Raw genomic sequence first — 26,442 nt, forward strand, 5'->3', positions numbered from 1 at the left:
AGGAACTACGCGTGCGTAAAGTATTCCAGGCCGAGCTTCACCAAATTGGTGAGGGGCTTATTGAGATCTCCGAGTTGGTCGGCGAAGCCGCAAAGAAGGCATCAGCAGCGTTCGCCGCAGCCGATCTTCAGAGCGCCCAGGAAGTCATCGCCGCCGATGCCCGGATCGATTTCTTGCAAAATGACCTCGACGAACGTGCCATCGACGTTCTAGCGCTGCAGGGACCTGTTGCCAGTGACTTGCGCATGATTGTTGGCTCCCTGCGCATGAGTGCTTCGCTGGAACGTATGGGTGATCTGGCCCGCCACATTGCCCAGTTGACCCGCTTGCGCTACCCCAACCCGGTGATCCCAGCGCCGCTGACGGAGACGTTTGCCGAGCTGGCGCGCCTGGACATCGTGATTGCCGAGAAGGTGACCGAGCTGTTGGACTCCCGGGATTTGGAACTGGTGGGCGATATTTCCGCCGCCAAGATTGCCATCAACAAGCTTCACAAGTCCGTGTTCGCCGTCATGGGCGCCCCGGAGTGGAACGAATCCTCCGCAACCACAGTGGATGTCACCTTGGCCAGCCGCTACTTTGAGCGCTTCGGCGACCATGGCGTATCAGTGGCCCGCAAGGTCTCCTACTTGGTCACCGGCGAATGGCAGCCCGAGGATTTCCTGGCTGGCTAACTTTCTTCTTTTCCCCGCGCTGCCGCGCACGTCCCCGCTTTTCGCGTATGTCCCAAGTGCGCGAAAGGCGGGGACGTGCGCATTTTTGTGGGCCCATGCGCCCGAGGGGCCCGGCCGAGGAACGATGCTGGGGAGGTTCGGGAGGGCGTGGGTGGGGCCACGCGCCCGAGGGGCCCCACCCGAGGAACGAGGTTGGGGAGGGCGTGGGGAACGACGGCGGGCCGTCACCTTTTAGGTAAAAGGTGACGGCCCGTCGTCGTCGTTCACCGCCTCCCACCGCTCGCAAGCTCGCGGCGGGGCCCTCGGCGGCTCTCTTAGGCGTTAGTTACTTCTTGCCCTGGTTGGCTACAGCCTGGATGGAGGCGGCTGCGGCTTCCGGGTCCAGGTACTTGCCGCCGGGAGTGATGGGGACGAAGTTCTCGTCCAGTTCGTAGACCAGCGGGATGCCCGTAGGGATGTTCAGGGAGGCGATGGCGTCATCGGAGATGCCGTCGAGGTGCTTGACGAGGGCGCGCAGCGAGTTGCCGTGGGCCGTAACCAGAACCGTCTTGCCGGCCTTGAGGTCAACCTTGATGTCTGATTCCCAGTACGGGAGCAGGCGGACCAGGACGTCCTTGAGGCATTCGGTGCGCGGGAGGGCGTCGCCCAGGTCTGCGTAGCGGGGATCGTGGGCCTGGGAGAACTCACTGTCGTCGGACAGGGGCGGCGGCGGGGTGTCGTAGCTGCGGCGCCAGGTCATGAACTGCTCTTCTCCGTACTCGGCCAGCGTCTGGGCCTTGTCCTTGCCCTGCAATGCGCCGTAGTGACGCTCGTTCAGGCGCCAATCGCGCTTGACGTCGATCCAGCCGCGGTCAGCCTTATCCAACGCAATGTTGGCGGTGTTGATGGCACGCTTGAGGCGCGAGGTGTAGAGGACGTCGGGGAGGATGTTGTTCTCCACCAGCAGCTCGCCGCCGCGTGCGGCTTCGGCGAGACCTTGCTCGTTCAGGTCTACGTCCACCCATCCGGTGAACAGGTTCTTGGCGTTCCACTCACTGTGGCCATGGCGTAGCAAAATCAGCGTATAAGTCATGCTTTCATCCTACCGGGCACGGCTGCGCGGCCCGAAATACTACGCCGCACTGGAGCTGCGCACGGTTAACCGGCAATGATGCGCCACTCCAAGAGTTGCGCATCATTGCCACGTAACGGTGCGCAGAAGCAAACAACACGCAGCCTGCCGCGGTAATAGCGGGATAGTTGCCACGAAAGTCAGGGCACACACCCAGTGGCGTTTACGCTTAATACCGTGGTTCAACGTGCTCAGCGGGTCAAGGCGGCTTCCAGCGACCCCGCGGTTCGGGCCGCACGCCAGCGCAACAAACCCTTTGGGAACGTCACCCGCGGCACCACCAACCCGAACCGGCTGCGTCGTGTAGACCGCTGGCTGGCCGGCCCCCAAGCCTGGCGCCTGCGCACCGAGAACAATCCGCTGGTTGTTGACCTGGGTTATGGCGGCTCCCCCGCAACGGCCGTTGAGCTATATTCACGCATCCATGCCGTCTGCCCCAGCGCCCATGTCACGGGCATCGAAATTGAACCTGAGCGCGTCCGCATCGCCAAGCCCCTGGAGCACGATGGTCTGGACTTCCGGGTGGGCGGCTTTGAAATTCCCGTCCCCGGCAAGGCCACCATGGTGCGCGCCTTCAATGTGCTGCGCCAGTACGACGAGGCAGATGTGCGCCTCATCTGGGCCACCGTCTGTTCGCGCCTCACAACGCAGGGCATTTTTGTGGACGGCACGTGCGATGAGATTGGCCGCCGCAGCACCTGGGTTGCCCTCGGTGTAGAAGGGCCGCAATCCCTGACAGTTTCCCTGCGCTTTGGCGGCTTCGAGCTCCCCAGCGACGTGGCCGAACGGCTGCCCAAGGCGCTCATTCACCACAATATGCCGGGTGAAAAAATCCACGGATTCTTACAGGCGATGGACAAACACTGGCTTTCCGGGGCGCAGCTAGCCTCCTTCGGCAACCGTCAGCGCTGGCTGCGCATGTGCCAAGCCATGTACGACGACGGCTGGCCCGTTGTGCGCGCACCCTCGCGATGGCGTTTGGGTGAGTTGACCGTGGCGTGGGCTGCGGTTGACCCGGCGGCAACGATCAACGTCACTGGCTAGAACGCCCTCCGCGGGAAGCCTAGACAGGTAGCCATAGCGCAGTGGGGGGCATGCATGTGGAACGGCCCGGCATTCAACAGGCAAGTGTCCCTGCACAAGGCGGCATTAGCTTCAGCGGAACCGCCACACGCGTGCGTTAACCAGGCACGACACACTAAACACGTTTAGCTAGGGCGCTGGTTTACCAGGAAGACCCGCGGTTTTGTCCGCCTTTGCCGCGGCCACGAATCTGGACCAAGGCCGGACGGACATCGGCCAGATAGACCCCTGCTGCGGTGACCCCACCTAGGGTCAACAGCATCATCATGCCCATGGGCGGCACCGTCAGATTCGTGATGGGGCCAATAATGTAGAGGAAGCCAAAGAAGCTGGCCCCGCCGGTCATAGCAGTCCAGAACGTCTTATTCCGCTTGTAAACGCGTTCAAAAGTTGCAGGTGGGGTGCGCACGCAGTCGGCAAAAGCCCACACCTGAATACCGAACGCCAGTAGGCCCAAGGCCACCAGGATGAAGAACTCCACAAGATTCAAAAGGTTAGACACAGGCTTAGCTTACAGTCCTGAACTGGAATCCGTCTGTGAATCCTGAGGTACGGAAACGTGGGCCAGGGCCTGCGCAAGATCTGCCCAGAGATCTTCGACGTTTTCAATACCTACGCTCAGTCGCAGCAGGTTCGCCGGGACGGACGTGGGTTCATTGGCATGACGGCGGCGCCGTTCGATGAGTGATTCCACGCCACCGAGTGAGGTGGCAGGTGTCCAGAGCCGCAACGCCTCGACGAGGGAGTGAGCCGCCTCTTCGCCACCGGCAACTTCAATGCAGAGAATGGAGCCAAAACCGTTCATTTGTGCTTTGGCCCGGAGATGACCCGGATCAGAAGGCAACCCTGGGAACAGAACCTTCTCAACGCCGTCGTGCATCTCCAGACGGGTGGCCAGCTCCAAGGCACTGGCCTGCGAGCGCTCCACACGCAGTGCCAGAGTGCGCAAGCCACGCAGGGCCAGCCAGGCCTCGAACGGTCCGGCGATGGCTCCATGGATGGATCGGTGGTGCAGCAGCTGGGCACGGACCTCGGCGTTGGAGGTGGCCAGGGCACCCATGATGACGTCGGAGTGGCCGGCCAGGTATTTGGTCACGGAGTGCAGCACAATGTCAGAACCGAGCGCCAACGGCTGTTGCACCAGCGGGGTGGAAAACGTGTTGTCGGTGACCACCAGCGCTCCCACGGCCGCGGCGGATCGGCAGAGGACCTGCATATCCGCCACCTCCAGCATGGGGTTGGTGGGACTTTCCAGCCAGAGCATGCTGGCCGCCTTCTCCCCTGAACCAGTGAGGGCTGCGATGACGTCGTCGTTGTTGGCGATGTCCACCGTCCGCAACGTGAAGGAACCCTTGGCCGCCATTTCCTGCGCCATGACCAGCGCGCCTTGGTAGGAGTGGACCGGCATGACCAGCACGCCGCCGCTCGGGATCAGGGACAGGGCTGCGGAAACTGCTGCCAGCCCGGAGCTGAAGATGAGCGCTGGCAGCGTTGCACCCTCCAACTGGGCCAGCGCGTCTTCCAACGGATCCCAGGTGGGGTTGGAGTAACGCCCATAGGCTCGGTCGCCATCCACCACTGTTCCGGTGCCCACATACGTGGAGGAGAGCACGATGGGCGGGTTGACCGGGGCGTCGTGGTCGCGGGCGGGGCGCCCGGCTGCCACCACGACGGTGTCGGGGCTGAGGTTTTCGGGGTGATCTGCAGGCTGGTACGTCATGTTTTTAGAGTAGTCCGCCCTTTCCCGGCAACAGGAATTTCATGACGCGGTCAGGGGTGGATTTATGACAGATCACCTCACCCACCTTTTTTGATAATGATTCTCATTAACGTTAGCATCGGGCTATGACGATCACAGAAAAAACCCATCCGCCTATCTCTTCAACCCGGCGATCCTTCGCGCTACGGGACTCCGCCTCGCAAGCCACCGCACTGACCGGCCTGGCGCTCGCGGCAACTCTCGCGCTGGTTTCCTGCGGCGCACCCGGTACTTCCGGAACCCCTAGGTCCGCAGGTACCGCCGGCACCAACACGTCCGCCAGCCACGCAGCATCTGCGGATAACCGCGTGGGTACCGAGGTGGAGTCTGCCCAGTCCCGGCTGGTGATCACGCACGACGGCGGCCTGACCGTTTTGGACACCAGCACCGGTAAGTCCGTGGCTGAGCTGGCCTTGAAGGGGTTCAACCGCGTAAATCCAGCTGGCGACGGCAGGCACGTTCTGGTGTCCACCACAGGAGGCTTCCAGGTCTTGGACGCAGGCAGCTGGTCTGAACCCCATGGCGAACACCATCGCTACTTCACCGCAGACCCGTCCTTGGCAGAACTGAAATTTCCCGCAACCACCCCCGGTCACGCCGTCAACCATGGCGGCGTGACTGCCTTGTTTGACGACGGCACCGGCGCTGTCAACACCTTCACCCCCTCTGAGCTGGGCGGCGATTCACTCCCTCCCACCCAGGAGTACAAGACCAGCGCCGCCCATCATGGCGTGGCCGTGCAATTGACCAACGGTCAGATGCTGGTCACCGAAGGAACTAGCGAGAGCCGCAACGGTGCAAAACTTCTGGACGCACCAGATGCGAAGGGTGCCCGAGCCGTCCTGGCGGAAAGCTCAGACTGCCCCGGCGTCCACGGTGAAGCAACCGCCAAAGGCGAGACCCTGGTCCTTGGCTGCGAAGACGGACTACTGCTGATCAAGGATGCCAAGTTCACCAAGATTGCCTCCCCTGACACCTACGGACGTATTGGCAATCAAGCAGGCAGCCGCGCCTCCACAGTTGTTCTGGGTGACTACAAGAAGGACAAGAACGCTGAGCTGGAGCGCCCGAAGACGTTCTCACTGACAGATACCGCTACCGGAAAGCTCACACTGGTGCCGATCGACTACTCCTATTCGTTCCGCTCACTGGCCCGCGGCGGTGACGGAGCCGCGTTAATGCTCGGCACCGACGGGAAACTGCACATCTACAACCCTGACACCGGCAAGGAGAGCGCAGCCGTGGACATTGTCGCCCCCTGGGAAGAGCCCCTAGATTGGCAGCAACCCCGCCCATCGATCTTCGCGGACGGAACGGTGGCCTACGTGAGTGATCCGGCGAAAAAGCTGGTCCACACCGTGGATCTAGCCTCGGCCAAGGTGACGGCAAGCCACCCACTGGACCATGTCCCCAACGAAATCACGGGAGTCTCCGGCCAGGCGGACTCTGCTCACGCGGCCCACTAGCCCAGCACGCCCAACCACCTGCTCCTCGGTCCGGGCTCCACTATCCACCAGCGGCTAGTGAAGCCCGGATCAACTGCTGCAAGGACACTCTCACCCCACCACCGCTACGCCACCGCTGCGGCTGCGCTATTGGTTGTGGCTGCGGCTGCCGTATCCGCCACAACGCATCCCTGGGCGAGCGTCAGGATGCGTCCAGCCTGAGCAGCATCAGCAGTGCTGTGCGTGGCCTCAATAACGGTGACACCGCGAGCAACCTCATGAGCGATCAGGTCCCGGATATGCGCCTGAGTCTGCGCATCCACACCAGCGGTGGGTTCATCCAGCACTAGCAGCGCCGAACCCTGAACCAGCCCCTGAGCCACCAGCACCCGTTGGCGCTGACCTCCGGAAAGTTCACCCAGCTGGCGGCGTGCAATGCCGGTCAACCCCAAGGCCGCCAGCGCGCGATCCACCGCAGCTCGCTCCCGTCCGCCTAACCGGCTCAGCCATCCGCGGTTACCCCAACAACCCATCGCCACAGCCTGCCGGACAGTGAGCGGGAGCGTTTCCGGTGCCGAGCTACGCTGCAACACCAACGCCGGACGCACCCCAGGCATGAGGAGAATTTCACCCCTCACCGGGCGGATAATTCCTGCGATCAACCCCAGTAAGGTCGACTTCCCTGAGCCATTAGCGCCTTGAATAGCCGTCAACGTACCGGCCTCAAGACGCAAATTCATCCCGTCAATAACGCCGCGATTCCCATAGGCGAAAGCAACATCCCGCAGACTAGCAACACTCATGACACATCCCCTCTAATTGATAATGATTCTCATTATAGTAGGCTGATCGAATGCACTGGCTCCTTGACCCCTTCACCGTTACCTTTGTCCAACGTGCCGCCCTGGGTGGATTCGCGGTGGCCCTGCTGTGCGCCATCGTCGGAACCTGGGTGGTGCTGCGAGGCATGGCCTTCATCGGCGACGCCATGTCCCACGGCATGCTCCCAGGCATCGCCATCGCTGTGTTGCTGGGCATCAATCCCGTCATCGGGGCAGCGGTCAGCGCGTCAGCCATGGCGTTTGGAATCTCGACTATGTCCCGTCAGCGGCGTCTCTCTCACGACACCTCCATCGGCTTGCTCTTCGTGGGCATGCTGGCGGCCGGTGTCATCATCATTTCGCGCTCACGGTCCTTCGCCGTAGACCTGACAGGCATCCTTTTTGGCGACGTCCTGGCAGTCACGTGGTCCGATATCTGGCTCTTGTGCGGCGTATTGGTTGGCACGGCCGTGATCGCCACGGTTTTTCACCGCCCCTTCTCTGCTCTCACTTTCGACGCGCGGAAAGCTGTCACCTTGGGCATGCATCCCGGGCTGGCTACCACTGTCCTCTTACTCCTGGTCACCGCAGCCATGGCCAGTTCTTTTCAAGTGGTGGGCACACTGTTGGTCTTTGGCTTGCTTATTGCCCCACCGGCCGCCGCGCTGCCGTGGGCCAAATCCATTCCAACCATCATGGCTATCGCCGCCGTTTTGGGCTGCGTTGCGGTCGCCGCCGGGCTCCTCATCTCTTGGCACGCGCGGACCGCCGCCGGCGCCACTATCGCAGCGACCGCCGTCGCACTCTTCTTTGCATCCAGCATTCTTGCCTCCAGCGTCCGGGCCTTTGCTACTGCCAAGGCGGCGCGGCCACTCCTCCACCGAAAGGCACTCTCCGCATGACCTTCCACACCACCAGACGAACCCTCATCACCGCCTTGACCCTGACCTCATTGGTGACGTTGGCCGCCTGCGCCAACACCCCAACGCTGCCCAGAACCGGATAGCAGCGCCGTTCCACACGGCTTCGTTGCCGGCGCCACCGAGGCAGACGAAGCGCAAATCCGTTTGAGCTACCTGTCGGCCGATTCGGGGACCATCACCATGATCGATCCACTCACCGGCGAGGAAGGATTTAGCACCACTGTCCCGGGAGCCACCTCCTTAAGCCACGACGGCAGGTACATCTTTGTCCGCACCACACCCACCGCACCCCTGAAGCTGATTGACACTGGGGTCTGGACCCGCGCCCATGGCGATCACAGCCACTTCTACTCCTCCGCTGCGCACACCGTAGAGACCGATTCGCCCTGCCAGCGGGCACCGCAATAGGGGACGGCAACAAGGTGGCCATCTTCGACGACACCACAGGAACCACCTCGATCCTTCTGCGGGAAGCCCTCGACAAAGGGGAGGTCCACGTAGCGCTGAGCATTCCGGGCACCCCGCATACCGGACTGGCGGTCCCGTACAAGGGACATGTGCTGGTGACAGGCGCCCCGGGCAACGATAAACTCCCCACCACGGTTTCCGCCGTTGGAGCCGCTGATACTTCTGACGGCGCTGGCGCTCTGGAGTCCCTCCCGAATGCTGCGTGCCCGTCATTGCGCGGCCATGCAATCACCAGTTACGGCGTACTCTTCGGCTGCAGCGACGGTGTACTGATGATCAGTGACGACGCAGGTACTCTCACCGCCACCAAGATTCCCTTCCCCAGCGCGAACCCCGGCCAGCGCATCGAATCTTTTGAGCACAGGCCTGGATCCAGTGAACTGACGTCCTTGGCGGGAACGGCTGGGTTGTGGCATCTTGACGCGGCTGCCCAGAAAATCCAGTTCATCAAGAGCCCCGAGCCACTGGTTGCCTCGACCACAGCCGGCAACGGCACCCCCGCTCTGGCCGTTGGCACCAGCGGCACGGTGTACGCCTTCAATACCGAGACCCTCGCTGTAGAAGCACAAGAGCAGCTCCTACCGGCCGCGAAAACGGGCCAGACGCCGTCGCTCGTGGTGGACAACAACCGCGCATACCTGAGCCATCCCAGGACAACAGAAATCCTCGAACTCGATTACCGCGACCAACTCCGCGTGGCCCGCACCTTCACCACCGCTGGAACGCCGGCGCAACTTGTGGAGACAGGGCTGTGAGGGGCCTGTGCAGGGAAGGCAAGACAATGAGCGGAAAAGCCAAGATTGCTGTGGCGGCGCTCCTGATTGCCGCCGCGGGTGCGCTCCCCGCCTGCTCAGCCGCCCATCCCGGTAGCGACACCACAGGTAGCGGCAAGGCAACCATCATGGTGACAACGAATATTCTGGGCGATATCACGCGCAACATTGTCGGCGACACGGCCGACGTCGTGGTTCTCATGGAGGCGAACGCCGACCCGCATTCTTTTGGGGTTTCCGCGTATCAGGCGGGCCAAATGGAGCAGGCTGAGCTGATTGTTTTCAATGGTCTGGGGTTGGAGGAAGCGGTCCTCAATCACGTCTCCTCAGCCGAAAAACAGGGAGTTCCGGTCCTGGAAGTGGGCGCTGCGATCGAGCCGCTGTCGCATCAAAGTGCAGTCGCGAATGGCACGATCGATCCGCATTTTTGGACCGATCCGCAGCGCATCCTCACAGCCATTACGGTGATTGAGGAGGCCGTGGCCCAACACGTGAGCATAGCTAACCCCGAGGCGCTGCACAGCAATGCCGCAAACTATCGCGCCGAGGTGGGCGAGCTGGATGCCTGGATGGCTGCAGAATTTGCCGCTGTGCCAACTGATCGGCGCAAAATCCTCACTAACCACCACGTGTTTGGCTACTTGGCGGACCGTTTCGATCTAACGGTGATGGGTGCTGTCATGCCCAGTGGCACCACGTTGGCCGCACCCAGCGCCGCCGATCTCAGCGCCCTGTCCACCACCATTCGCGAGGCCGGCGTCCCCGCCATTTTTGCTGACACGTCCCAGCCTGAAAAGCTCGCGGAGGTCTTGGCCCAGGAGGCAAAAGTAAAGGTGGAGATCGTTCCGCTGTTCTCCGAATCCCTCAGTGCCCCGGGAGAGGGCGCCGAGAGCTATGTCGAAATGATGCGAACCAACACCACGCGTATGACCACCGCGTTGGCGCGATAATTCCGGGCACCTCGTGGCGGTGCCGGGGACGCGACTGGAGCCCGTCTTGGGCTCGCACAGGGCCCGTATCTGGGCCCTGTACCTGTGGACAGTCCCCAGCGCGCCCAAGGAATCATTCAGCTTGGGCCGGTAGGCTAGTGGGGTGACTGATTCCCCCGCTCTTTCTGCCCCCACACCCGGCCTTTTCATTGCGTTTGAGGGCGGCGACGGCGCCGGAAAATCCACTCAGGCCGCGTTGTTGGCTCAGGCCCTGTCCGACGCCGGCCGCACAGTTTTGCGGACCCGTGAGCCAGGCGGAACTCCCGTAGGCGAAAAGCTACGCTCCTTGGTCTTGGACCATGGTCAGGGTGAGATTGACGCCAGAACCGAGGCGCTCATTTTTGCCGCCGCCCGGGCAGCCCACGCCGCCCAGGTCATCGCCCCGGCAGTGGCCCGCGGTGACATTGTCATCAGCGACAGGTACGCGGATTCGTCCATCGCCTATCAAGGTGTCGGCCGGGGCTTGGGCACCTCCGCCATCGAGACACTCAACGACTGGGCCACCGGCAGCTTGTGGCCGGACCTAACGGTTTTGCTGGACGTCTCCCCCGCTGCCGGCCGGGAACGCCGCACGGCAGGAGATGCCGCAGAAGACAGGATGGAATCCGAACCCGATGGCTTCCACACTGCCATCCGCGCCGCCTTCCTAGAACGGGCCGCGGCCACACCGGATCGCTACCTAGTACTGCCTGCCGACGGAGACATTGGCACCTTGGCCAGCTCCATTGCCGCTCGAGTCACTGCCCTGGTGGCTGGACTTTCCGGTCACACTGGTCACGCCGGCCACGCCGATCACACTGCATCATCTGGGCTTTCCGGTCAGGACCGTGCATGAGCGTCTGGGTTGACCTCCAAGGTCAGGAATCTGTGGTGGCGCAGCTGCGGCGCGCAGCCCAGTCCGGCAGTCCCACGCACGCATGGCTCCTGACGGGCCCACCCGGCTCCGGCCGCTCCAACGCGGCACTGGCATTTGCGGCTGCGCTGGTGTGTGAACAAAGTGAACTCAACGCCCGAGGATGCGGCGTGTGCAAGGCCTGCCACACCACCCTGGGCGGAACCAACGCCGATGTCACCTTCATTGCCACCGAAAAAACCACCATCTCCATCGATGAGGCCCGGTCGCTGGTCCGTAAGGCGCACGACAGCCCCTCATCCGCCCGCTGGCGCGTCATGATTGTGGGCGACGCTGACCGCATGGCTGAGCGCACCACCAATGTCCTCCTCAAGGCCATCGAAGAGCCGCCGCCACGCACTATCTGGATCTTGTGCGCCCCGAGCCCTGCCGATGTCCTGGTCACCATCCGATCCCGCTGCCGCACGCTCACTCTGCGCCTGCCACCTGTTGAGGACGTGGCCGCGCTGCTGGTGCGCCGCGACGGGATCGAGCCTGGGCTGGCGCTTCTCGCCGCCCGCGCAGCGCAAAGCCACATTGGTATTGCGCGACGTCTCGCCAAGGATCCCGGTGCGCGCGAACGCCGCAACACCACTGTCCGACTGCCCCTGAATCTGCGCGATGTCACCACGGCCGTCATGGCCGCCGCATCTCTGCTGGCCCTCGCCCAGGAGGAGGCCGCCTCCTCCAATGAAGAGCGCGACGCCGTCGAGAAGGCCTCGCTGCTGCGGAACCTGGGCGCACCCGAGACCGGGACGCTTCCGCCGCCCATGCGCGCTCAAGTTCGCGCCTTGGAAGAGGATCAGAAACGGCGCGCCAAGCGCTCGGTGACGGACCATCTTGACCGGGCCCTGACGGATCTGCTCTCCTTCTACCGCGATGTGCTGGTACTTCAGCTCGACGCAAGAGGAGGCAACGGCGTCGAACCCGCCGGGGTAGATCTGGTCAACGAGACCCTGCGCGGGGAGCTGAGCGAATTTGCCCGCGGCTCGCGCGCCGAAGCCACCCTGGTCCGCCTTGATGCGATCAACGCCGTGCGCCACCGCCTCACCACCACCAATGTTGCCCCGCTGCTGGCTCTTGAAGCCATGGCAGTCAGCCTGCTCTAAGCCATGAAGGATTTGTTTATGACTGCCCCGAATGTACGACGGCGAAACCGCCTCCGTCTGCCCCTCACCGCCGCCGTGGTTGCGCTGGGCCTGATGCTGGGATCGTGCTCGGTACTGGCTCCCGAGCAGCCTACCGTAAGCTCCGCGGACCCGACGGTGGTGGGCGATGTGCCCGAAAACCTGAAGGATTTCTATACTCAGGCGGTGACGTGGACGTCTTGTAATGGCGGTTTCCAATGCTCTGATGTCGAGGTGCCGATCGACTATTCTGCTCCTGACAAGGCATCCATCAAGCTGTCCGTTATTCGCCTGCCAGCCACCGGAAAACGGCAGGGTGCCATGCTGGTCAACCCCGGCGGCCCGGGCAGTTCCGGCGTCGATATGGTCAAGGACGGGGGCAAGAGCTATTTCTCAGAGAAGTTGCGGGGAGCTTACGACGTGGTGGGTTTTGACCCACGAGGTGTGCAGCGTTCCGCGCCCGTGAAGTGCCTTGATGACGCACAAATGGATGCCGCTCGCCAGATGGTCTTTGACGAAACCACTGACGCCGGCCTGGCGGCAATTGAGGCAGAGGCGAAACGTCAAGCGGATCTGTGCAAAACCAACTCCGGTCCGTCATTGCCCTTTGTGGACACCGTCAGCTCCGCCCGTGACATGGATATTTTGCGGGCCGTGGTGGGTGATTCGAAACTGAACTACATGGGCTTCTCCTACGGCACCAAGCTGGGCGCCACCTATGCCGGGCTGTTCCCTGCCCGGGTTGGAAAATTCTCACTTGACGGCGCCATGGATCCGTCCCTGGACATCGATCAAGTCTCGATGGGTCAAGCCGTGGCCTTTGAAAACGCGTTGCGCGCCTGGGCCGCCAATTGCTTGGCGGGCTCCGAATGCCCCGTGTCGGGAACAGTGGATGAGGCGATGGCCCAAATCCGTGAACTGAACGCCGTCTACACGGACACCCCCCAGCAAACCCCTGAGGGCCGCGTAGTGAATGGAACGGAATTCACCGGCGCACTGGCATTTGGCATGTATTCCACTGACCTATGGGCACCCCTGTCCGGTGCCTTGAAGCAGGCGTTTGCCGGTGACGCCTCAGGCATGCTGATGTTGGCGGACTTCTCCGCCGACAGGGACTCTGATGGCAAGTACAACTCCAACACTTCTGCCGCGTTCACGGCGATCAATTGCCTGGACTACCCCATGAACTCAGACCTTGCACACATGGATCAGCAGGCTGAGCTCCTGCGCAAGGCCGCCCCCACTTTTGCGGACCTGTTGTCCTACTCGGGCATGAGCTGCAAGTTCTGGCCCTACAAGGCAACCGGCAAGCCGGCCACCATTTCCGCTAAGGGCGCCGGCCCCATCTTGGTGGTTGGCACCACAGGCGATCCGGCAACCCCGTACGCCTGGGCCGAAGCGTTGGCTAAGCAGCTTGATTCCGGCGTTTTGGTCACGTGGAAGGGCGAAGGCCACACCGCCTACGGCCGCTCCAACGCGTGCCTGACATCTGTGGTGGATGACTACTTTGTGGACGGAAAGGTGCCCGTCGCGGGTACCAGCTGCTAGCAATCGGGCTATGGCTGCGCTTTTTGCGGGGATTTTGGGTGGTTTGAGGGAGCTGCCAGCAAGGGCCGATTTTGTACATCGGCCCCGAACATATTAGACTGGTTTCTTGTGTTCGGTACTTGATCCCGCAAGGGGCCAGATCAGCACAGGCCTCCATAGCTCAGTTGGTAGAGCGTTTCACTCGTAATGAAAAGGTCAACAGTTCGATTCTGTTTGGAGGCTCCACTAAAACCCCGCCACGGCGGGGTTTTTTGGTTAATCCGACTTCCAAACCCCCAGTTGATGCGGCGTGGACGGGCAAATTCAAAGCCAGAATGTATCGATCCGTGAGCTTTGGTCGTTTACGGAGCTCTAAACGACCAAAGCTCACGGATCGATACTGGATACACTCCGCTTGGGCTCGCCTCCCGCCCATTTTTCACCATCAGCGCCGAATCTCGGGTCTACCATGAGCCCATGGAGGGAATTCCCCAGTCACGCAATGCCCCGCCCCGGCCTCCGGCGCGTGAACCCGGTCGCGTCCACTGGATGGAGCTGTTCTTCGATCTGGTGTTCGTAGCATTCGTGGGGCAGCTGGCCCACGGTATTCATGGCGATCCCGGCTGGCCAGAGTTCGGTACCTACCTGTTGCTTTTCTTCCCAGCGTGGTGGGCATGGGTCAATATTGTCTCAGTCATCAATCTTCTGCCCGGGCTCTCCGCCCGCGCGCTGGGCCTGGCGATGCTGTCTGCCATGGCGGCCTCGGCACTCATGGCTGCATCCGCGCCCGAAGCCTTCGGCGACAGGGCATGGGCGTTTTCGCTGGCCAACGGCGCCCTGCGAGTGCTGCTCCTTGTGTTGTGGCTACGCCAGCACCGAGAACATTCGGCCGACCCCTCCTGGCGGATCTGGATCTACAACGGCGGCACCGCCACCCTCTGGCTCGCCGCAGCGCTCCTGCCGCTGCCGGCCGCCGTGGTGCTCTGGGCGGTTTCCATTGCGGTGGAGGTGGGCATGGTGGCCAACAGCAACCGGATCGGGGCCGACCGCAGCATGGCCTCCATCAACATTGAACACGCCGCCGAGCGCTTGGGCTTGTTCGTCATCATCGTGCTGGGAGAATCGGTGTTCAGCATTGTCACGGATGCCTCGGCCGACTGGAGTCCGGGCGCCGGGCTCGCGGCGTCACTAGGGTTCGTGATTGTGGCCCTGCTCGGCTGGGCGTTCTTCCAATACGGCGTGGGCACGCTATCCGCGGGACTGGAGCGGCTCCATGAGCGCGGGGACCTCGCCGGCATCTTGCAGACCACACTGTTCATGCCGTTTGTGCTGGTGGTTGGCGTGACCTCAATTGCCGCCAGCATCGCCACAGCCATCCCTGAGCCGTTTGAGCGGCTGCCTCTGGGTGCGTCCATTGCCCTTGGCGGCGGGATCGCTCTGCTCCACGGCATGAACGTCTCGGTCTCCTGCGCTATGGCCAGCCACCCCGCGCGGCCAATGCCTGGAACGTCCCCACAGTGGTAATTGCGCTGGTTCTCATACCGGTCAGTACTCGGGTGCCGGCCGCCGCCGCACTTGCCTTGCTGGTGTCGCTGTTGGTGCTGGTAACGGCCTACGTTGAATTCAAGGCACGACGCCGGGCGCGGGATAGTTGAGCGCGTGGCGGGGCCCACACACCCAAGGGGCCACTAGTACAGACGCGCCAGCGGCTGCACTTGGGGCGGGCGTGGGGCTCAGTCCCAGGGGAAGACGACGCCTTCGCCGACCACCTTCAGTGACAGTTCCGTGCCGGGGCGGGCCAACATCGCGTTCCAATGCCTGATGGTGATGATTTCGCCACCGACCGGCTGGTGCGGATCGAGGGGGTGATCGGCGTCGACCTTGATAGCGTCCAATTGGATTCGGACAGTAGTTTCGGGGCCAAAGTAATCGGTGTCGACCACGCGCCCGCGGATGGGGCCGCCGTCGGCAATACGGATTTGTTCGGGCCGGAGCATCAGATGCACTTTGCCTTGAATGGGTGGGCGGCGTACGGGGATTCCGCCGAGCGAGCAGAGCGCTAGGGAGCCTTCCAGCCATGCTTCGATAATGACGGCGTCTCCCAGAAATTCTGCCGTGGCCCTGTCAGCCGGGCGGGTGTAGACAACGAAGGGACTGCCGATTTGGGCCAGCCTACCGTCGCGCATGACGGCCACTTGGTCGGCGAAGCTGAGCGCCTCCGCTTGATCGTGCGTGACGAGGATGGTGGTCACCCCGGCCTGTTCCAATGTTTGGGAGACCGCGCGCCGGGTAGCAACGCGCAGGCCAGCATCGAGCGCGCTGAACGGTTCATCCAACAGCATCAGTTCCGGCTGGCGGGCCAGCGCCCGCGCCAAGGCCACACGTTGCTGCTGTCCACCGGATAGCTGGTGCGGGCGGCGCTTGGCATAGGAGGGGTCCATCGAGACCATTTCCAGCAACTCCCCCACCCGCAGCGATGCAGCTTTACCTCGCAAAGGCAACCCGAAGGCGATGTTGGCGCCCACGTTCAAATGCGGAAATAGTGCACCATCCTGCGCCACGTAACCAACGCTGCGCTTGTGGGCAGGATTCCACTGGGACGGTCCGGCCACTTCTTTTCCACCGAGTGCGATCCGGCCAGAATCGGGTGCCGAGAAACCTGCAATGAGCCGCAGTAGCGTGGTTTTTCCGGAGCCGGATGGCCCCACGATGGCTGTGGTGCGCCCTTGCATGACGTCCAAGTCCACGCCCTTGAGCACATCGGTGCCACCAAAACTCTTGTGCACATCGCTGACCTGCAAATGCGCCGGGGCATCGCTGGTGGCCTGCACAAAGGTCCTGCTCCCTGCCGTGACCGGCACAGGCGTACTTACAGCGGCGCCGTCGGCTGCGGGGTCGCCGGCTGCAGCTGCGCCGGACTGTTTGGGGTGAGAGGTCATTGGCCGGCCGCTTTCTTGGATTGCACGAACAGGAGGTAGGTCATGGGTGCCGAGAGCAGAATCATCAGCAAGGCATAGGGGGCAGCGCCCATGTAGTCGATTTCGCTGCTCAGCGACCAGAACTGCGTGGCCAGGGTCCGGGTGCCATTGGGGGCAAGCAGCAAGGTTGCTGTCAGCTCATTGGCAATTCCAAGGAACACCAGAGCGGCACCACCTGCCGCCGCCGGAGCTGAGAGCCGCAATGTCACGCGCATGAACGCCAGCAGGGGCGGTTTGCCTAGCGCCTGGGCGGCCTCATCGAGTTCATACGGCACCTGAGCCAGACCTGCCCGCAGGTTCACGAGTGCTCGCGGCATGAACAACAACGCGTAAGCGGCCACCAGCACCAAGGAACTTTGGTAAATCGCGGGCACGTTGTGGACAGTGATTGTCACCAGTGCCAACGCCACCACAATGCCCGGCATGGAACTGGAAATATAGTTCACGGCTTCCAGAACCTTACTGACGGGCCCGGCATGTCGGACCACCAAATAGGCCAGAGGGAAGGCCAACACCGTTGTCAGCAAGGCGCCGGCCAAGCCATAGCCCAACGTTTGCAGCAACGTTTGCAGTAGATCGGAGCGCTGCCAGATGGCGGCTCCCCCGGCAACCAGCCAGCGGCCCACATGCCACAGCGGAACACCCAGGGCCAGCGCCGACACCGCGATCAGGAACAGCTGACTGGGCCCCTGAAAGACGCCAAGTTTGAGGCGGCTGGGGTTTGATTGCACACCAGCACCAACCCGCGCATACCGGGCACTGCCGCGGGCCCTGGACTCGGCCAGCAAGAGTAACAGGCAAAAGACCACCAGGACGCTTGCGAGCATATTCGCTGCAGCACCGTTGAACGTGGACCGGAACTGGTCATAAATGGCGGTGGTGAAGGTGTCGAACGCAATCATGGCGAAGGCGCCGTATTCGGCCAAAAGGTGCAAGGACACCAGCAGCGCCCCGCCGGCCGTTGCGAGCCGAAGCTGCGGCAACACCACACGGAAAAATACTCGTACAGGTCCAAGACCCAAAGATGCCGCCGACTGTTCCAACGCCGGATCCAAGCGGCTCAGCACGGCCGCAACGGGAATGTACACTAACGGAAAATAGGACAGCACCGAAATGAGGACACCGCCAAAGATCCCACCCAGAGACGGAATGGCGCTGACCCAGGCATAACTGTTGACGAAGGCCGGGATAGCCAGAGGTGCCGCCAGAAGTACGGCCCAGACCTTATGTCCAGCAAGGCTGGTGCGCTCCACCAACCAAGCACCGCCAACGCCAATCACCACACACAGCGGCACGGTGATGAGCACCAACAACAGCGTATTGAACAGCAGTTCGCCAACACGGGGTCGGAACACCATCGCAATCACGGTGTCCCACCCGGTGTTGGCGGTAGCGACCACCACGAATCCCAGCGGCAGCACGGAGAACGCGGCAATCACCAGGCACAGCACAACGACGGGCCAGGGGCCGAGGTGTGGACCCCGCCCCCCAGCCTTCTTAGCCAAGGTGCGCTTGGCCAAAGTATTGGCACCCAACCTAGGCGCCGACGTCGTACGTTGCTTGGAAGTCATTGACGTTAGAGCAGACCTGCCTGCGTCATGAGATCGGTAACCTGCGCAGAGTTCAACTTGGCAGGATCGATCTTGGGGGCTTGCAGATCGGCCAGCGGGGTCAGCTTCTCGTTGGCAGCAACGTCAGAGCCCACCGGGTACTCGAAGCTGGTGCCGGTCTGGAGAATGGTCTGACCAGCCTTGCCAGTGACGTACTCGAGGAACTTCGCAGCACTGGTCTGATGCGCACTGGAGGCCAAAACGCCACCGCCGGAGATCGAAACGAATGCGCCCGGATCTTCATTCTTGAAGTAGTGCAGGGCCACGTTCTTGGAGTTCTCGCCGGTCTTGGCCTGATCGCCAAAGTAGTAGTAGTGGTAGATGACGGCGCCTTCAACCTCGCCAGCATTGACAGCCTTCATGGCCGTGCTGTTGCCCTTGTAGGACTTGTAGTTTTCCTTCATGGACTTCAGCCAGGACAGCGTGGCGTCTTGGCCCTTGAGCTCCAGCATGGCCGAAACAATGGCCTGGAAATCAGCGCCGGACGGTGACGCGGCCCAGCGGCCCTTCCAGGCGGGATCGGCCAAGTCCATGATGGATTTGGGCAGTTGCGCCTCGGTCAGCTTGGTCTTGTCGTAGGCAAAGACGGTGCTGCGGGCGGCAATTCCGGTCCACTTGTTGGTGGACGGGCGGTATTCCGCCGGGACCTGCTCCTGCACCTTGGCGCTGGTGTCGGCGAAGAGGCCGGCATTTTCAACCTGCGTCATGGCTGGGGAGTTTTCCGTCAGGAACACATCGGCCGGCGACTTGGCACCTTCAGCGATGATCTGGTTGCTCAGCTCAAGGTCGCTGCCCTGGCGGAGAATGACCTTGATGCCTGTTTCCTTGGTGAACTCATCAACCCACGCCTGTGTGAGTGATTCATGCTGGGCGTTGTAGACGGTGATGGCGTCATTTGCGCCGCCGGATGCACCATTGCTCTCCGACGGTGTGGTGGAGCCGCTGCAGGCCGCAAGGGCAAGAATGGAGGCGCCTGCAATGACGGTCAGAGTGCTTTTTCGCAACGTCTTCAGGGTGGACCAGGTCAACATGAGAGCCTTTCGGCAGTAGAAACAATTAGCGAAGATAAGTTGATCGTAATCGATCAAAGGGAACGCTAACCTTACTTTTCCCCTAATTGTGACGCAGCTCACTGCGCCATCAGTGGTGTTTTCACATTTCCGGTGGCCTCAATACCGACTACTGCGCAGTAGATGACGTTTTGTGCAGCAACTCTGCGGCCCGCGCTACACGCTGGTGCACCAGCTCCGCTTTGAGCTCCACGGCCTGGGTAGTGCCCACGCCCAGCCTCAGTAAGGCCAGTGACTCTGCCGTTGCCGCCAGAGCATTGCCAGCCCTGGATAGCTCCCGGTGCACGTCATTGAGGTATCCGCCCGTTCCTGTAGGGATTTCCATCCCCTCGCTGGGACCGGCTGCCTGCGCCTCCACGGCTAGGCCGCGCACCACAGGCAGCAGGTCCGCTAGCCGGTCTGCCAGCCGCACCATGGCGTCATAGTTTTCGGTAGCCATCGCCGCCTCCGGCGCTTCGGCTTCTGCTAGCCCTTCAAGCATTTGGTGGAAACGGTCAAGTCCACGGCGGAAACGGTCATGGGCTCGACGCCACACACCCTTGCCGAGTTCGGCATCGTCGCGCTTGGCCTGCCGGCTGGCACTAAAAAGCCCCTTGAACATGCCGCTCATAGATACTGTCCCGGGCTGCCCGATTCGGCCCCGCCAGTGATGGAGCCAGAGCCATCGCCGGACACTGCTCGCGGCCCATCTGAGCCCGCCGGCGCGCGCTGCGGCTCACCGTTAGGGCCCACCACCACGCCCGGGGCAATGACGGTTCCGGGCGGCAGTTGGTGCAACGCCATCCGGGATGCCGTCTGCTGATTCGCCATGGCCTGTGCCGCCAGCGCCGTCTGAATGCCGTGAAACAGGCCCTCCAACCAGCCCACCAGCTGAGCTTGGGCAATGCGCAGCTCGGCGTCCGACGGCGCTTTTGTCTCCGAAAACGGCAGGCTCAGGCGGTGCAGTTCTGCCACGAGCTCAGGAGCCAGGCCGTCTTCGAGCTCGGCGATGGACGCTTGGTGAATTTCCGCGAGGCGAGTACGTGCAGCGTCATCGAGCGGGGCACTCTTCACCTCGTCCAGAAGCTGTTTGATCATGGTGCCAATCCGCATGACCTTCGCTGGCTGGTCCACCATCGCCGCCACATTGCTCGGCTTCTTGACGGCGGCAGGCTCGTCCGACTCGTTCAGCGCAGTCTTGTCCTGCCCCGCAGCTACCAGCCCGTCCAGAACACCGTCCACAACCTTGTCCTCGGCCGCATTGTCAGGGGCCGGGATCTGCGCCTTTTCACTCATAACGCCAGTCTCTCATGTGCCCGCAGCTTCCGTCCCGATCACTGTTACGGCCAGTGTCACTGATATGTCTTTACATTTGTAACAGCCGTGGTCTGCGGGGGCTTTTCCCGCGTCTAAAAGAACGACGGCGGGTGAGCTCACCCGCCGTCGTTCTTGTCTTTGAAACACCGCCAGCAGAAACTAGCAGCAGCGACCTTCAGGATTGGCGTCCTGGCGGTCAGTCTTATCGCGCCAGAACTCCTTGACCGTCATGGGCGCGGTGGCACAGGCGGTGGCCTGGTGATGCTCAAGATACTTGTCGTAAGAATCCTCGCCGAGGACCCCCTTGAGGTACTTGTTCACCGCCATCAGGCCGCGGCCGGCGCTGCGCAACACGTCCATGACTAGTGACCGGACCGTGCTGTTTGCTTGCCGGATTCAGCCCATTCCTTGACAAGCACCTTCTCGGCCGCGTTGGGAAGTACCGAAGCCGGGGCGAAAATACGCGATGCCACGGCAGGGTCTTCCATGCTGGGTCCGCCACCGGCCTTGATGGCGCGGATGGTGACCAGAATGGCCGTCGCAATGACGATCAGGGACAGCACCACAAAGATGATGGACAGTGTTCCCTGCACGAAGGTATTGCGAACAACGGCCTCCATTGCTGCAACAGTCTTGGCCGTACCGTGACTGGTTTCGCCGTTAGCCAGCGCCGTCTTGAACGCGTTGTGCTGAGCCCAGTAGCCCACGGCCGGGACGGTGGAGAAGATCTTCTGGAAGGAAGCAACCACTGTCACAACGGTGACAAAAGCGAGCGGCAGCGCCACCATCCACAGGTACTTCACGTGCGTGGTCTTGGAAACGATCACGAGGCAGACGGACAGCGCAATGGCGGCCAGCAGCTGGTTGGCGATTCCGAAGAGCGGGAACAAGGTGTTGATGCCACCCAGCGGATCGGTGACTCCCATGATGAGGATCGCTCCCCAACCGGCCACCATGATGCCCGTGGTGATCCACGAGCCCGCGCGCCAAGAGGTGTCCTTGAACTTCGGCACAAAGTTACCAATGGAATCCTGCAGCATGAAGCGCGCAACGCGAGTTCCGGCGTCGACAGCGGTGAGGATGAAGAGCGCCTCAAACATGATGGCGAAGTGGTACCAGAAGCTCATCATCGCTTGGCCGCCGGCCACCTGCTGCATGATGTGCGCCAGACCCACGGCGAGGGTGGGGGCGCCGCCGGTGCGCGAAACGATGGACTCTTCGCCAACGTCGGACGCGGTTTGGGCCAGGGTTGCGGGGTCAACGTGCACACCGGTCAGGCCCAGCGAGTTCACGAACGCCGCCGCACCTTCGATGGTGCCGCCGGTGGCCGCCCCCGAGGAGTTCATGGCGAAGTAAATGCCGCGGTCAATGGACAGCGCCGCGACCAGCGCCATGATGGCCACGAAGGACTCCATGAGCATGCCGCCGTAGCCAATGTAACGGGCCTGGCGTTCCTTTTCGATCAGCTTGGGCGTGGTGCCGGAGGCGATCAAGGCGTGGAAACCGGACAGCGCGCCACAGGCAATGGTGACAAACAGGAACGGGAACAGTGTGCCGGAGAAGACCGGGCCGTCGCTGCGGCCAGCAAATTCGCTGAATGCCGGGACGTTGATGGTGGGCCGGACCAGCACAATGGAGCCGGCCAGCATCACGATGGTGCCGATCTTCATGAATGTGGAGAGATAGTCGCGCGGGGCCAGCAGGAGCCAGACGGGCAAGATGGCGGCAATGAAACCGTAGACGATGATGCACCAGGCGAGCGTGGTGCGGTCCAGATGGAATGCGGCAGCGCCCCATTCGGTGGCTGCGACCATGCCGCCGCCAATAATGGCCGCGAGCAGCAGTACGACGCCGATCAAGGAGACTTCCATGACCTTGCCGGGGCGCAGGAAACGCAGGTACACGCCCATGAACAGGGCGATCGGGATGGTCATGGAGACCGAGAAGACGCCCCACGGGGATTCGCCCAGTGCGTTGACAACCACCAGGGCCAGGATGGCAACAATGATGATCATGATCAGCAGGGTGGCGATCAGGGCAGCGGTGCCGCCGATGACGCCGAGTTCTTCGCGCGCCATCTGGCCCAAGGAACGGCCGCCGCGGCGCATGGAGAAGTGGAGGACCAAGTAATCCTGGACCGCACCGGCAAGAACGACGCCGACGATGATCCAGATAGTGCCGGGCAGGTAACCCATTTGGGCTGCAAGGATGGGGCCCACGAGGGGGCCAGCGCCGGCAATGGCGGCGAAGTGGTGTCCGAAGAGGACGTTGCGGTCGGTGGGGACGAAGTCCTTGCCGTCGGCCTTGTATTCGGCCGGGGTGGCGCGCTTGTCATTGGGCTTGACGAGAAATTTCTCGATGACCTTGGAGTAGAAACGGTAGGCAATCAAGTAGGTGCACACTGCGGCGAAAACGAACCAAATGGCGTTGACTGATTCACCGCGAACCACTGCCAACATGACCCAAGCAACGCCACCCAACAGCGCAATGGCTGCCCAGATGGCGATCTTGATCGGAGTCCACTTATGAGCCTCTGCCTCTTCTTCGAGGTTGACGGCTACGGGTGGCAGATCCGGGTCCTGGACTAAAACATCGGCTGGTTCATCAGCCCTGCTCGACGGCACACTCATATTATTCCCTACGCTAAAACTTCAATTACGGCCTTTTGAGGGTAGGCACAGGATATGGGTCACAGTCCCGATGTGGCGTCAATCATGCTCTCCAAGCGACGAGTGGTAGTGAATGCGCGGCGAGTGGCAGGCGAGCGGCGCATCGCAAGGTGCTGACGTATCTGCAGGAGCGTTGGTAGTGCGGGCACCTCCTATCAACGCTCCCGCAGCGAATGGGGTTAAACCCGATACGCTCCCGCAGCAATTGGGGTTTAACCCGAAACGCTCCCGCACAAGGTGAGGGAGCGTCGGCCAAAAAGCCCCGAAAGGTGAGGAAGCCCCTCTGCGTCAGGCTGGTTGTGAGTCACTCATTAACCGTTGATTGAAGGAGCCGGCCGTGGCCGTTGATAACAAGGGATTTACCCGTGAAGAGATCCGTGAGTTCGTGCATGAGTACTATTTGCAGCCGCGGGGGTCGCGGAAGGAGTGGCTTGCCTCGAAGTCCATCTCCGATTGGATCTTCCGCAGGTGGCGCACGATGGTGGTCGAAGGCGATATCGACCGGGGCCTGATTCCGCGAGAACATGGAGGTATGGTCCCGACAAATAGTGAGCTCTCCGCGTTTGAAAAAGCACGCGCGAAAGAGATAGCCGCCCATCGTGTTGAAGTCGAAAAATTCCAGAAGCGCATTGCTGAGCTTGAAGGAGTAAATTCGGCTCTGGGAAAAGCTATAGGGCTCTTGCACGAGTTGAACGTGCCAGAGTCCGATACAACCCCGACGAGCGATCAGAAGCGTTCATAGCAGCTGAGACCACCCTCGTCCTGGAGCTGAAAGAGCTCACCAGATCCCAGCGGACGGCTCTGAAGCTGACCGGGGTTTCGCGTGGGACCTGGCACTACAGGTTCAATCCCCGCCCAGGCGTGGAGAACCCCACCCATCAAGCCGACCGGGCCTATGAAAGCCGGATCAGTACCATCCATCAGGAGTGGATTCTTGAGTTCATTCTGGCCGGCTGGGAGAAGAACAACTCCGTGGATCATTCTTTCGCCACGGCCTGGGACAACGGCGTGATGATCGCCTCCCGCCGCACGTGGTGGCGGGTCGCGGCAGAGTACGAGGACCAGAATGCGCGCCCCACAGTCCCGACCAAACGCGGCGGTAAACGCGGCACCGCGCAGAAGCCGGTTCTCAAGGCCACCGGTCCCTGCCAGGTCTGGTCTTGGGACATCAGTGACGTCTATTCCAAGTGGCAGGGAAGGGTTTACAAGGTGTATTCCATCATGGATATCTACTCCCGGGAGATCGTCGGCTGGCGGATCGAGGAACGCGAGGCTGACTACCTCGCCGTCGAGATGTTCGAGGCCGCCATCGCCCGCTACGGCGCCCCGCGCGTGGTTCACGCGGACTCGGGCCCATCCATGAGGTCACACCTGCTCCGTGACTCTCTCAATTCCCACGGCGTGGAACTCACTTTTAACCGTCCCTACGTCTCCAACGACAATCCCTTCAGTGAGTCAGGTTTTCGCACGATGAAATATCGGCCCGGTTACCCTCGAATCTTCGAAAGCCTCGAGGCCGCCAGGGACTACCTCACCGACTACGTGCGCTGGTACAGCAACGATCACAAACACTCCGGCATCGCCTTGTTCTCACCAGCACAAGTCCACGACGGGTCCTGGAAAGAGCTCTGGGATAAACGCGAAAAAACCCACCAGGAATACTACGAACAAAACCCAGGAAGGTTCCGCCAACGACCCACCACACCAGCCCCAGCCCAACACGTAGGGATCAACCTCCCCAAACCCGAAGAACACCAAAAAATAGCCTAGTGACTCCACACAGCTTGACAATTTTCGAGCGTCGGGTCAAAAACCCCGAAACGTGAGGAAGCGTCGGTGGGTGGTGGATGGGCCGGCATCTAGAGCGTCAGTAGCACCTTGCCGACATGCGCGCCCGAATCAAAGTATTCATGCGCGGCGGCGACTTGCTCCAACGGGAACGTCTTGTCCACCATGGGCTTGATAGCGCCGCTGGCAATCAGGGGCCAGACGTGCTCGCGCACGCCTTCCATGATGGCTGTCTTTTCCTCAACCGGCCGGGCACGCAGCGTGGTGCCAATAATGGCCGCGCGTTTGGTGAGCAGCGCACCCAGGTCCAGTTCCGCCGTCGCACCTCCCTGCAAGCCAATAACCACCAAACGGCCATAGGTGGCCAAGGCGGCCACATTGCGGGCCAGGTATTTAGCGCCGACGACGTCGAGAATCACGTTTGCGCCTTGACCCTCGGTAAATTCGTTGACTCGGTCCCCGAAGTCTTCGGTGCGGTAGTTGACGGCCGCATCGGCTCCGAGGTAGCTGGTGAGCATGGCGACCTTCTCGTCGCTGCCGGCCGTGGCAATAACTCGCGCACCGGCCGCCTTGGCGAGCTGGATGGCCATAGCCCCAATGCCGCCGGCGCCGCCGTGAATGAGCACCGTCTCGCCGGGCTGCAGCTGAGCCGTCATGAACAGATTCGAGTGAACCGTGGCAGCAACCTCAGGTAGCCCTGCGGCGGAAATCACATCAATTCCTTCTGGCAACGGCAGCACTTGACCTGCCGGAACACAGACCTGAGCCGCATAACCGCCCCCTGTGAGCAAGGCCACAACCTTCTGGCCAACGCTGAACGGCTTAGTCACGTTCGTCCCAAAAGCGGCGATCCGACCCGACACTTCCAAGCCCAAAATGGGGGAGGCTCCGGGTGGCGGCGGGTAGAAACCACGGCGCTGCTGCACGTCAGCACGGTTGATTCCCGCGGCAATCACGTCAATAAGCACCTCACCCGGGCCCGGCTGCGGCGCAGGGACCTCGGATATGGCCAGAACCTCCGGCCCGCCGTTGCCCGTTGTAACAATCGCCTTCATAACCTTCTCCATTGCCGTTTTCACCCTGCGAATCCTCAAGAGGGCCGCCACTCATTTTGGTGGCATGGCCCTGCCTATGAAACACTACTAGTGTAAGGAAGGTTGTCCGAGCGGCCGATGGAGCTGGTCTTGAAAACCAGTGTGCGGTAACCCCGTACCGCGAGTTCGAATCTCGCACCTTCCGCGCTAAAAGAGGGAAGTAATCTCATCACGAGATTGCTTCCCTTTTGCGTTCCCCTGGCCTTTCCGGCCGCGAGGCTGCCTGGCGTGGCGAAACCGGGCCGCCGCCTGAATTTCACTGTGGGCTTCCACTCCCCCGACCGCCGAATGCCCTCTCGCCAGCCAAAAGCACTCATTCAAACAGTGAAGCAAGTCACACTAGGC

Annotated in this window: 26 protein-coding genes and 2 tRNA genes; 16 read left to right on the forward strand and 12 right to left on the reverse strand. The window is 61.9% G+C overall.

Annotation, left to right across the window (positions count from 1 at the left end; translation table 11 throughout):
- The first annotated feature begins 11 nt into the window (after positions 1-11).
- A complete protein-coding gene (gene phoU / locus AS189_RS00155) occupies positions 12-674 on the forward strand; it encodes a phosphate signaling complex protein PhoU (protein WP_062285396.1) in 663 nt (220 codons plus the stop codon).
- A 325-nt stretch (positions 675-999) separates the two neighbouring features.
- Here phoU and AS189_RS00160 read toward each other — a convergent pair whose 3' ends face one another.
- Positions 1,000-1,746: a phosphoglyceromutase gene (locus AS189_RS00160; protein WP_062285398.1), complete on the reverse strand. Its 747-nt coding sequence runs from the start codon at positions 1,744-1,746 to the stop codon at positions 1,000-1,002.
- A gap of 216 nt (positions 1,747-1,962) precedes the next feature.
- Here AS189_RS00160 and AS189_RS00165 point away from each other — a divergent pair, with 216 nt between their 5' ends.
- Positions 1,963-2,829, forward strand: a complete 867-nt coding sequence (locus AS189_RS00165) for a hypothetical protein (RefSeq protein ID WP_062292638.1) — start codon at positions 1,963-1,965, stop codon at positions 2,827-2,829.
- Between the two features lie 181 nt (positions 2,830-3,010).
- Here the strand turns inward: AS189_RS00165 and AS189_RS00170 are convergent, their stop codons facing one another.
- On the reverse strand, positions 3,011-3,370 hold the full coding sequence (locus AS189_RS00170; RefSeq protein WP_082633901.1) for a DUF2516 family protein: 360 nt from the start codon (positions 3,368-3,370) through the stop codon (positions 3,011-3,013).
- Between the two features lie 9 nt (positions 3,371-3,379).
- The gene (locus AS189_RS00175) at positions 3,380-4,588 is read right to left on the reverse strand and encodes a trans-sulfuration enzyme family protein (RefSeq protein ID WP_062285402.1); all 1,209 of its coding nucleotides are present in this window, start codon (positions 4,586-4,588) and stop codon (positions 3,380-3,382) included.
- Between the two features lie 125 nt (positions 4,589-4,713).
- Between AS189_RS00175 and aztD the strand changes: the two genes are divergently transcribed.
- Positions 4,714-6,093, forward strand: a complete 1,380-nt coding sequence (aztD, locus tag AS189_RS00180) for a zinc metallochaperone AztD (RefSeq protein ID WP_237759931.1) — start codon at positions 4,714-4,716, stop codon at positions 6,091-6,093.
- 104 nt (positions 6,094-6,197) lie between these two features.
- On the opposite strand, the gene aztA is transcribed toward aztD, so the two are convergent.
- The gene (gene aztA, locus AS189_RS00185) at positions 6,198-6,875 is read right to left on the reverse strand and encodes a zinc ABC transporter ATP-binding protein AztA (protein ID WP_062285404.1); all 678 of its coding nucleotides are present in this window, start codon (positions 6,873-6,875) and stop codon (positions 6,198-6,200) included.
- Positions 6,876-6,925: 50 nt separating this feature from the next.
- Between aztA and aztB the strand changes: the two genes are divergently transcribed.
- The 10 genes from aztB (at position 6,926) to AS189_RS20165 (ending at position 15,247) form a co-directional block, all read left to right on the forward strand.
- Entirely contained in the window at positions 6,926-7,795 is an 870-nt protein-coding gene (gene aztB, locus AS189_RS00190) for a zinc ABC transporter permease AztB (protein WP_062285406.1), read from the forward strand.
- Between the two features lie 165 nt (positions 7,796-7,960).
- Positions 7,961-8,224 (forward strand): hypothetical protein, encoded by a 264-nt coding sequence (locus AS189_RS00195; RefSeq protein ID WP_062285407.1) that lies wholly within the window; start codon positions 7,961-7,963, stop codon positions 8,222-8,224.
- A 14-nt stretch (positions 8,225-8,238) separates the two neighbouring features.
- Positions 8,239-9,039, forward strand: a complete 801-nt coding sequence (locus AS189_RS00200; RefSeq protein WP_062285409.1) for a hypothetical protein — start codon at positions 8,239-8,241, stop codon at positions 9,037-9,039.
- Between the two features lie 26 nt (positions 9,040-9,065).
- Positions 9,066-10,007, forward strand: a complete 942-nt coding sequence (gene aztC / locus AS189_RS00205) for a zinc ABC transporter substrate-binding protein AztC (RefSeq protein WP_062285410.1) — start codon at positions 9,066-9,068, stop codon at positions 10,005-10,007.
- A 142-nt stretch (positions 10,008-10,149) separates the two neighbouring features.
- Positions 10,150-10,881, forward strand: a complete 732-nt coding sequence (tmk, locus tag AS189_RS00210; RefSeq protein WP_082633903.1) for a dTMP kinase — start codon at positions 10,150-10,152, stop codon at positions 10,879-10,881.
- A complete protein-coding gene (locus AS189_RS00215; protein WP_062285411.1) occupies positions 10,878-12,047 on the forward strand; it encodes a DNA polymerase III subunit delta' in 1,170 nt (389 codons plus the stop codon). The genes tmk and AS189_RS00215 overlap by 4 nt, the downstream gene beginning before the upstream one ends.
- Before the next feature lie 18 nt (positions 12,048-12,065).
- Positions 12,066-13,613, forward strand: a complete 1,548-nt coding sequence (locus AS189_RS00220) for an alpha/beta hydrolase (RefSeq protein WP_062285413.1) — start codon at positions 12,066-12,068, stop codon at positions 13,611-13,613.
- Between the two features lie 149 nt (positions 13,614-13,762).
- Positions 13,763-13,838: transfer RNA gene (locus AS189_RS00225), tRNA-Thr, on the forward strand.
- Positions 13,839-14,069: 231 nt separating this feature from the next.
- A complete protein-coding gene (locus tag AS189_RS00230) occupies positions 14,070-15,116 on the forward strand; it encodes a low temperature requirement protein A (RefSeq protein WP_062285415.1) in 1,047 nt (348 codons plus the stop codon).
- Positions 15,110-15,247, forward strand: coding sequence for a hypothetical protein (locus AS189_RS20165; protein WP_160320786.1), 138 nt, complete (start codon positions 15,110-15,112; stop codon positions 15,245-15,247). Before AS189_RS00230 ends, AS189_RS20165 begins: the two co-directional genes overlap by 7 nt.
- A 78-nt stretch (positions 15,248-15,325) precedes the next feature.
- On the opposite strand, the gene AS189_RS00235 is transcribed toward AS189_RS20165, so the two are convergent.
- From AS189_RS00235 to AS189_RS00265, 7 genes are all read right to left on the reverse strand, one after another.
- The gene (locus AS189_RS00235) at positions 15,326-16,531 is read right to left on the reverse strand and encodes an ABC transporter ATP-binding protein (RefSeq protein WP_082633904.1); all 1,206 of its coding nucleotides are present in this window, start codon (positions 16,529-16,531) and stop codon (positions 15,326-15,328) included.
- The gene (locus AS189_RS00240) at positions 16,528-18,141 is read right to left on the reverse strand and encodes an ABC transporter permease (RefSeq protein ID WP_082633906.1); all 1,614 of its coding nucleotides are present in this window, start codon (positions 18,139-18,141) and stop codon (positions 16,528-16,530) included. The genes AS189_RS00235 and AS189_RS00240 overlap by 4 nt, the downstream gene beginning before the upstream one ends.
- A 5-nt stretch (positions 18,142-18,146) precedes the next feature.
- Positions 18,147-19,211, reverse strand: a complete 1,065-nt coding sequence (locus tag AS189_RS00245; protein WP_062285417.1) for an iron ABC transporter substrate-binding protein — start codon at positions 19,209-19,211, stop codon at positions 18,147-18,149.
- A gap of 148 nt (positions 19,212-19,359) precedes the next feature.
- Positions 19,360-19,860 carry a hypothetical protein gene (locus AS189_RS00250; protein WP_237759932.1) on the reverse strand — a complete coding sequence of 167 codons (501 nt, stop codon included), beginning with the start codon at positions 19,858-19,860 and terminating at the stop codon, positions 19,360-19,362.
- On the reverse strand, positions 19,857-20,525 hold the full coding sequence (locus AS189_RS00255) for a bacterial proteasome activator family protein (protein ID WP_062285421.1): 669 nt from the start codon (positions 20,523-20,525) through the stop codon (positions 19,857-19,859). The genes AS189_RS00250 and AS189_RS00255 overlap by 4 nt, the downstream gene beginning before the upstream one ends.
- Before the next feature lie 180 nt (positions 20,526-20,705).
- Positions 20,706-20,906, reverse strand: a complete 201-nt coding sequence (locus tag AS189_RS00260) for a YbdD/YjiX family protein (protein ID WP_062285422.1) — start codon at positions 20,904-20,906, stop codon at positions 20,706-20,708.
- Between the two features lie 2 nt (positions 20,907-20,908).
- Positions 20,909-23,176, reverse strand: coding sequence for a carbon starvation CstA family protein (locus AS189_RS00265; protein ID WP_062285424.1), 2,268 nt, complete (start codon positions 23,174-23,176; stop codon positions 20,909-20,911).
- A gap of 376 nt (positions 23,177-23,552) precedes the next feature.
- Between AS189_RS00265 and AS189_RS00270 the strand changes: the two genes are divergently transcribed.
- Together AS189_RS00270 and AS189_RS00275 are read left to right on the forward strand one after the other, a co-directional pair.
- Entirely contained in the window at positions 23,553-23,957 is a 405-nt protein-coding gene (locus AS189_RS00270) for a hypothetical protein (protein WP_062285378.1), read from the forward strand.
- A gap of 119 nt (positions 23,958-24,076) precedes the next feature.
- A complete protein-coding gene (locus AS189_RS00275; RefSeq protein ID WP_129587104.1) occupies positions 24,077-24,985 on the forward strand; it encodes a DDE-type integrase/transposase/recombinase in 909 nt (302 codons plus the stop codon).
- Positions 24,986-25,074: 89 nt separating this feature from the next.
- Here the strand turns inward: AS189_RS00275 and AS189_RS00280 are convergent, their stop codons facing one another.
- Complete coding sequence (locus tag AS189_RS00280) at positions 25,075-26,058, reverse strand: NAD(P)H-quinone oxidoreductase (RefSeq protein ID WP_062285428.1); 984 nt, start codon at positions 26,056-26,058, stop codon at positions 25,075-25,077.
- 96 nt (positions 26,059-26,154) lie between these two features.
- Between AS189_RS00280 and AS189_RS00285 the strand changes: the two genes are divergently transcribed.
- Positions 26,155-26,242, forward strand: a tRNA-Ser gene (locus AS189_RS00285).
- Positions 26,243-26,442 lie beyond the last annotated feature (200 nt).

Source organism: Arthrobacter alpinus (assembly GCF_001445575.1).
GTDB lineage: Bacteria > Actinomycetota > Actinomycetes > Actinomycetales > Micrococcaceae > Specibacter > Specibacter alpinus_C.

Bases quoted from the DNA above. Each gene is read 5' to 3' on its own strand.
- AS189_RS00160 (WP_062285398.1), bottom strand. From the start codon at position 1,746: ATGACTTATACGCTGATTTTGCTACGCCATGGCCACAGTGAGTGGAAC.
- AS189_RS00175 (WP_062285402.1), bottom strand. From the start codon at position 4,588: ATGACGTACCAGCCTGCAGATCACCCCGAAAACCTCAGCCCCGACACC.
- aztD (WP_237759931.1), top strand. From the start codon at position 4,714: ATGACGATCACAGAAAAAACCCATCCGCCTATCTCTTCAACCCGGCGA.
- aztA (WP_062285404.1), bottom strand. From the start codon at position 6,875: ATGAGTGTTGCTAGTCTGCGGGATGTTGCTTTCGCCTATGGGAATCGC.
- aztB (WP_062285406.1), top strand. From the start codon at position 6,926: ATGCACTGGCTCCTTGACCCCTTCACCGTTACCTTTGTCCAACGTGCC.
- aztC (WP_062285410.1), top strand. From the start codon at position 9,066: ATGAGCGGAAAAGCCAAGATTGCTGTGGCGGCGCTCCTGATTGCCGCC.
- AS189_RS00215 (WP_062285411.1), top strand. From the start codon at position 10,878: ATGAGCGTCTGGGTTGACCTCCAAGGTCAGGAATCTGTGGTGGCGCAG.
- AS189_RS00220 (WP_062285413.1), top strand. From the start codon at position 12,066: ATGACTGCCCCGAATGTACGACGGCGAAACCGCCTCCGTCTGCCCCTC.
- AS189_RS00230 (WP_062285415.1), top strand. From the start codon at position 14,070: ATGGAGGGAATTCCCCAGTCACGCAATGCCCCGCCCCGGCCTCCGGCG.
- AS189_RS00235 (WP_082633904.1), bottom strand. From the start codon at position 16,531: ATGACCTCTCACCCCAAACAGTCCGGCGCAGCTGCAGCCGGCGACCCC.
- AS189_RS00240 (WP_082633906.1), bottom strand. From the start codon at position 18,141: ATGACTTCCAAGCAACGTACGACGTCGGCGCCTAGGTTGGGTGCCAAT.
- AS189_RS00245 (WP_062285417.1), bottom strand. From the start codon at position 19,211: ATGTTGACCTGGTCCACCCTGAAGACGTTGCGAAAAAGCACTCTGACC.
- AS189_RS00250 (WP_237759932.1), bottom strand. From the start codon at position 19,860: ATGAGCGGCATGTTCAAGGGGCTTTTTAGTGCCAGCCGGCAGGCCAAG.
- AS189_RS00255 (WP_062285421.1), bottom strand. From the start codon at position 20,525: ATGAGTGAAAAGGCGCAGATCCCGGCCCCTGACAATGCGGCCGAGGAC.
- AS189_RS00260 (WP_062285422.1), bottom strand. From the start codon at position 20,906: ATGGACGTGTTGCGCAGCGCCGGCCGCGGCCTGATGGCGGTGAACAAG.
- AS189_RS00265 (WP_062285424.1), bottom strand. From the start codon at position 23,176: ATGAGTGTGCCGTCGAGCAGGGCTGATGAACCAGCCGATGTTTTAGTC.
- AS189_RS00280 (WP_062285428.1), bottom strand. From the start codon at position 26,058: ATGAAGGCGATTGTTACAACGGGCAACGGCGGGCCGGAGGTTCTGGCC.